Annotated in this window: 4 protein-coding genes; all 4 read right to left on the reverse strand. The window is 63.6% G+C overall.

What is annotated here, in order from left to right:
- Positions 1–114: hypothetical protein (locus WBQ44_RS03825; RefSeq protein WP_495565414.1), on the reverse strand; the 114-nt coding region annotated here is incomplete at its 3' end.
- A 72-nt stretch (positions 115–186) separates the two neighbouring features.
- Entirely contained in the window at positions 187–564 is a 378-nt protein-coding gene (locus WBQ44_RS03830; RefSeq protein WP_495565412.1) for a DUF2784 domain-containing protein, read from the reverse strand.
- Between the two features lie 17 nt (positions 565–581).
- Positions 582–2,078, reverse strand: coding sequence for a glutamate-cysteine ligase family protein (locus tag WBQ44_RS03835; RefSeq protein WP_495565413.1), 1,497 nt, complete (start codon positions 2,076–2,078; stop codon positions 582–584).
- Positions 2,079–2,151: 73 nt separating this feature from the next.
- Positions 2,152–3,615 carry an SDR family NAD(P)-dependent oxidoreductase gene (locus WBQ44_RS03840; protein WP_495565415.1) on the reverse strand — a complete coding sequence of 488 codons (1,464 nt, stop codon included), beginning with the start codon at positions 3,613–3,615 and terminating at the stop codon, positions 2,152–2,154.
- Between the last annotated feature and the right edge of the window lie 137 nt (positions 3,616–3,752).

Here is a 3,752-nt window from a genome sequence, read left to right on the forward strand (position 1 = left end):
ATGTTCGGCTAGGTACGCCGCAGTGAGGCGACCGACGAACCCGGTCGCGCCGTAGACCACGACGTCGTACGTTCGTGGCGTTGCAGTGTTGTCGGCTGGTTCGGTCGAAGTCATGTACTGGACAGTAACGCCTAGCACGAGTGCAGTCGAAGGACCCGACAGTAGAAGGAGTCGGTAACCGGAGGCCTAATGAAGAGGCAGAGCCGTTCTACGGCGAGTCCGCAACGCGAAGAAACCCGCCCACGATACTAGAACCGCAAGCACGACGAGTAGCTGTATCGCGACGATGGCGCTGTCCGGGTAGATCACGCCGGTGAGGTAGTGATCGATAAATCCCGTCGACGGCAGTGCCGCTCCTCCCGCCTGTACGCGAGCCCAACTTTCGAGCGCGGTGAGGGGACATTCGACGCCGACCCCGATGGACAGCACGCCCCACGCAGCGGCAGCGGCATGAAGCCAGATGGTGCGGGGCAACTTCCATGCGATGAAGCCGCCCACCACGACGTAGGCGACGAACGCCAGATGCACCACGACAGTGAGGTCGGCGAGTGCCCGATACAGCATGTACCGAACTGTAGGCCTCAGAACGACCAGGTGTGCACCGGACTACCTTCGTCCATGAGAATCAGATAATCCGCGAGCATTCCCGCCAATGCCGATCGGCGATCGTCGCCTGCTCGCTCCCGAGCCACGACCGCGTCGCGCTGCCACACCGAGCCCGACCGCTTCCCGAGGCAACGACCTTCGATGACCTCGAGATACTTGTCGCGGACGGCAGTGTCGACGCCGTATGCGGCGAGCCCAGCATCGGCCATGGGCAGCAGCCTCCTCAGCACCAGTTCCTGCGGACTGACCCAGCCGACCTCCGGCCAGTAGAGACGAGAGTCGAAGCCGCTGCGCGCCGCGGAATGCAGGTTGTCGACGGCGGCGTCGTAGGACATCTGCGTCCACAGCGGGCGGTCGGCGTCGGCGAGGCATTTAACCGTGCCGTAGTAGAACGCTGCGTCGGCGAGAGTATCGATCACCGATGGTCCTGCTGGCAGCACACGGTTCTCCAGTCGGAGGTGGTGACGCTCGCCGGAGTTGTCGTAGATGGGCCGGTTCCACCGATAGACGGTGCCGTTGTGCATGGTGAGTTCCGACAGGTCGGGTGTACCGCCCTGAGCCAGAACCTCTTTGGGGTCCTCGTCGCTGCAGACGGGCAAGAGGGCGGGGAAGTAGCGGGAGTTCTCCTCGAACAGATCGAAGATCGAGGTGATCCACCGCTCGCCGAACCACACTCGCGGCCGCACACCCTGGTTCTTGAGTTCCTGAGGCCGCGTGTCCGTCGCCTGCTCGAACAGCGGGATTCGCGTTTCGTGCCAGAGAGCCTTGCCGGCGAAGAACGGAGAATTCGCAGCCAACGCAACCTGCACGCTCGACAGTGCCTGTGCCGCATTCCAATACGACGCGAAATTCTCGGGTGCAACCTGGAGGTGCAGTTGTACCGAAGTGCAGGCTGCCTCGGGAAGAATGGTGTCCGACACCGTCGACAGTTCCTCCGGCGCAACCGCACCGGGCAAGGCGACACCGGAGATCTGCAGTTCGATGTCTTCGCCACGGGCTGCGAAGATTTGTTGGTTGAGTAGGTCGTACCGCGGGTTCGCCGACAGCCACCGATGCTCGAAGTGCTTCTCCGCCAGCGTGGGCAGCGTGCCGATCATCGCGATGCGACTGCCTGCTGTCCGTGCCTTCTCGTCCGCCGCGTTCAGTGACCGACGGAGATCACTCTCGAGCAACGCCACGCTGTCCCCGCGCAGCAGGCGGGGCTCGACGTTGATCTCGATGTTGAACTGGCCGAGCTCGGTCTGATAATCCGGATCGGCAATGGCGTCGAGAACCTGCGCGTTGGCCATCGCCGGTGCCATGTCGTCGTCGACGAGATTGAGCTCGATCTCCATCCCGATTTTCGGCTCGCCGACATCGAAGTTCTCGTCGGCCAGCATGATGCCGAGCGCATCGAGGCAGTCCTGCACCTTCTGCCTGAAACGGTGCCTGTCCTGTCGAGTGAACTTGCGCTGCTCGACGTCGTCGCCCATCCTGACCACCTGTTCCTCGGCACTGGTATCGCCCCGGGGGTGTCGTATAGCCGTGAGTGCCGTTCGGCAAACGTCACCAGGGTGAGGGGGCGAAGTCTTTCAGGAACTGTCCGTACATGTCGACGCCGAGTTCACCCTGCACGATGGGGTCGTAGACGCGGGCCGCTCCGTCCACCAGGTCGAGTGGTGCGTGGAAGCCTTCGTCGGCGAGACGCATCTTGGTCGGGTGTGGCCGCTCGTCGGTGATCCACCCGGTGTCGACCGCACTCATCAGAATGCCGTCGGCGAGCATCTCTTTCGCGCTCGTGCGAGTCAACATGTTGAGTGCTGCCTTCGCCATGTTGGTGTGCGGGTGGCCGGGTCCCTTGTATGCCCGGCTGAACTGCCCCTCCATCGCCGAAACATTGACCACGTACTTCCGCCGTGCCGGAGATGCCTGCATGGCAGCGCGCAGCCGCGATACCAGAATGAAGGGTGCCACCGAATTGCACAGTTGCACTTCGAGAAGCTCGACGGGATCGACCTGCTCGACGGTGTGAATCCAGCTGTTCGTCTCGGCGAGGTCGGGCACCAAACCGCCTGCGTCTATGGCGATTCCCTTTTCGATGCGGTCTGCAGTCGCTGAACCGGCAACGAGTGCAAGCGAACTCACGGCTTCCGGCGTCAGTACATCGGTGCCGGACACTTCGCCTGTCGAGGTTCGGGGGAGCGAACCGGCGAGCGAAGCGGGGTGCGCGTCGCTCGTCCTACCGAACGTCGTCACCACGGGCACGGTGCCGGCGGGTAGCGCATGCGCTTCGGCATCGATCAGTGCGCTGTAGGAGCCTGGCGACCGTTTGACCGTTTGCGCCGCGTTGTTGATCAGGATGTCCAGGGGACCTTCTGCAGCGACCGAGTCGGCGAGCGCCACCACCTGGGCGGGGTCTCGCAGGTCGATACCGACGATGCGAAGCCTGTGCAGCCATCGATCGCTGTCCTCCATCGCCGAGAAGCGCCGAACCGCGTCCGACGGGAACCTGGTGGTGATGGTCGTGTGTGCGCCGTCGCGGAGGAGCTTGAGAGCGATGTACATACCGATTTTCGCGCGCCCGCCGGTCAACAGCGCGCGGCGCCCCGACAGGTCCGTTCGCGCGGAACGTCTGCTGCGGTTGGTGCTCGCGCACTCAGGACAGAGCTGGTGGTAGAACGAGTCGACGAGGGTGTACCGCTGTTTGCAGATGTAGCAGGGTCGTGCGCGAATCAGTGTCCCGGCGTACTCGCCGTCGGCGCGCGCCGTGAGCGACACGCCTGCAGTTTCGTCGTCGATCCGCTCCGGAGAACCCGTTGCCGTGGCAGCGACCACAGCTCGATCCGCTTCGGACTTCGCGTTACGTGCGGCGATCCGACGGGTTCGCTTGAGGTCCTTGAACAGCTGGCCCGAAGCCCGCTGAACAGCAAGGGAATCGGGGTGCGTCTTGTCGAGCGCACCGGCTGCCTTCAACACCCGCAGACACGTCTGCAGATCCCCTGGATCAATCCCCTCAGCCCCTGGATCAATCCCCTCAGCCCTTGGATCAATCCCCTCAGCCCCCGGATCGGTACCTTGCGAAGCGATGTCGTACGCCGTGTCGGTCACAGGGACTGTCCTTTCGAGCGCGCCGCCAGCACGCGCGCACCATACAACGAGATAGGCCC

The sequence above is a fragment of the Rhodococcus sp. (in: high G+C Gram-positive bacteria) genome (genome assembly GCF_049591685.1).
GTDB lineage: Bacteria > Actinomycetota > Actinomycetes > Mycobacteriales > Mycobacteriaceae > Rhodococcoides.

What these genes read in the sequence shown, in the direction of transcription:
- WBQ44_RS03835 (WP_495565413.1), bottom strand. Translation starts at nt 2,078, where the DNA reads ATGGGCGACGACGTCGAGCAGCGCAAGTTCACTCGACAGGACAGGCAC.
- WBQ44_RS03830 (WP_495565412.1), bottom strand. Translation starts at nt 564, where the DNA reads ATGCTGTATCGGGCACTCGCCGACCTCACTGTCGTGGTGCATCTGGCG.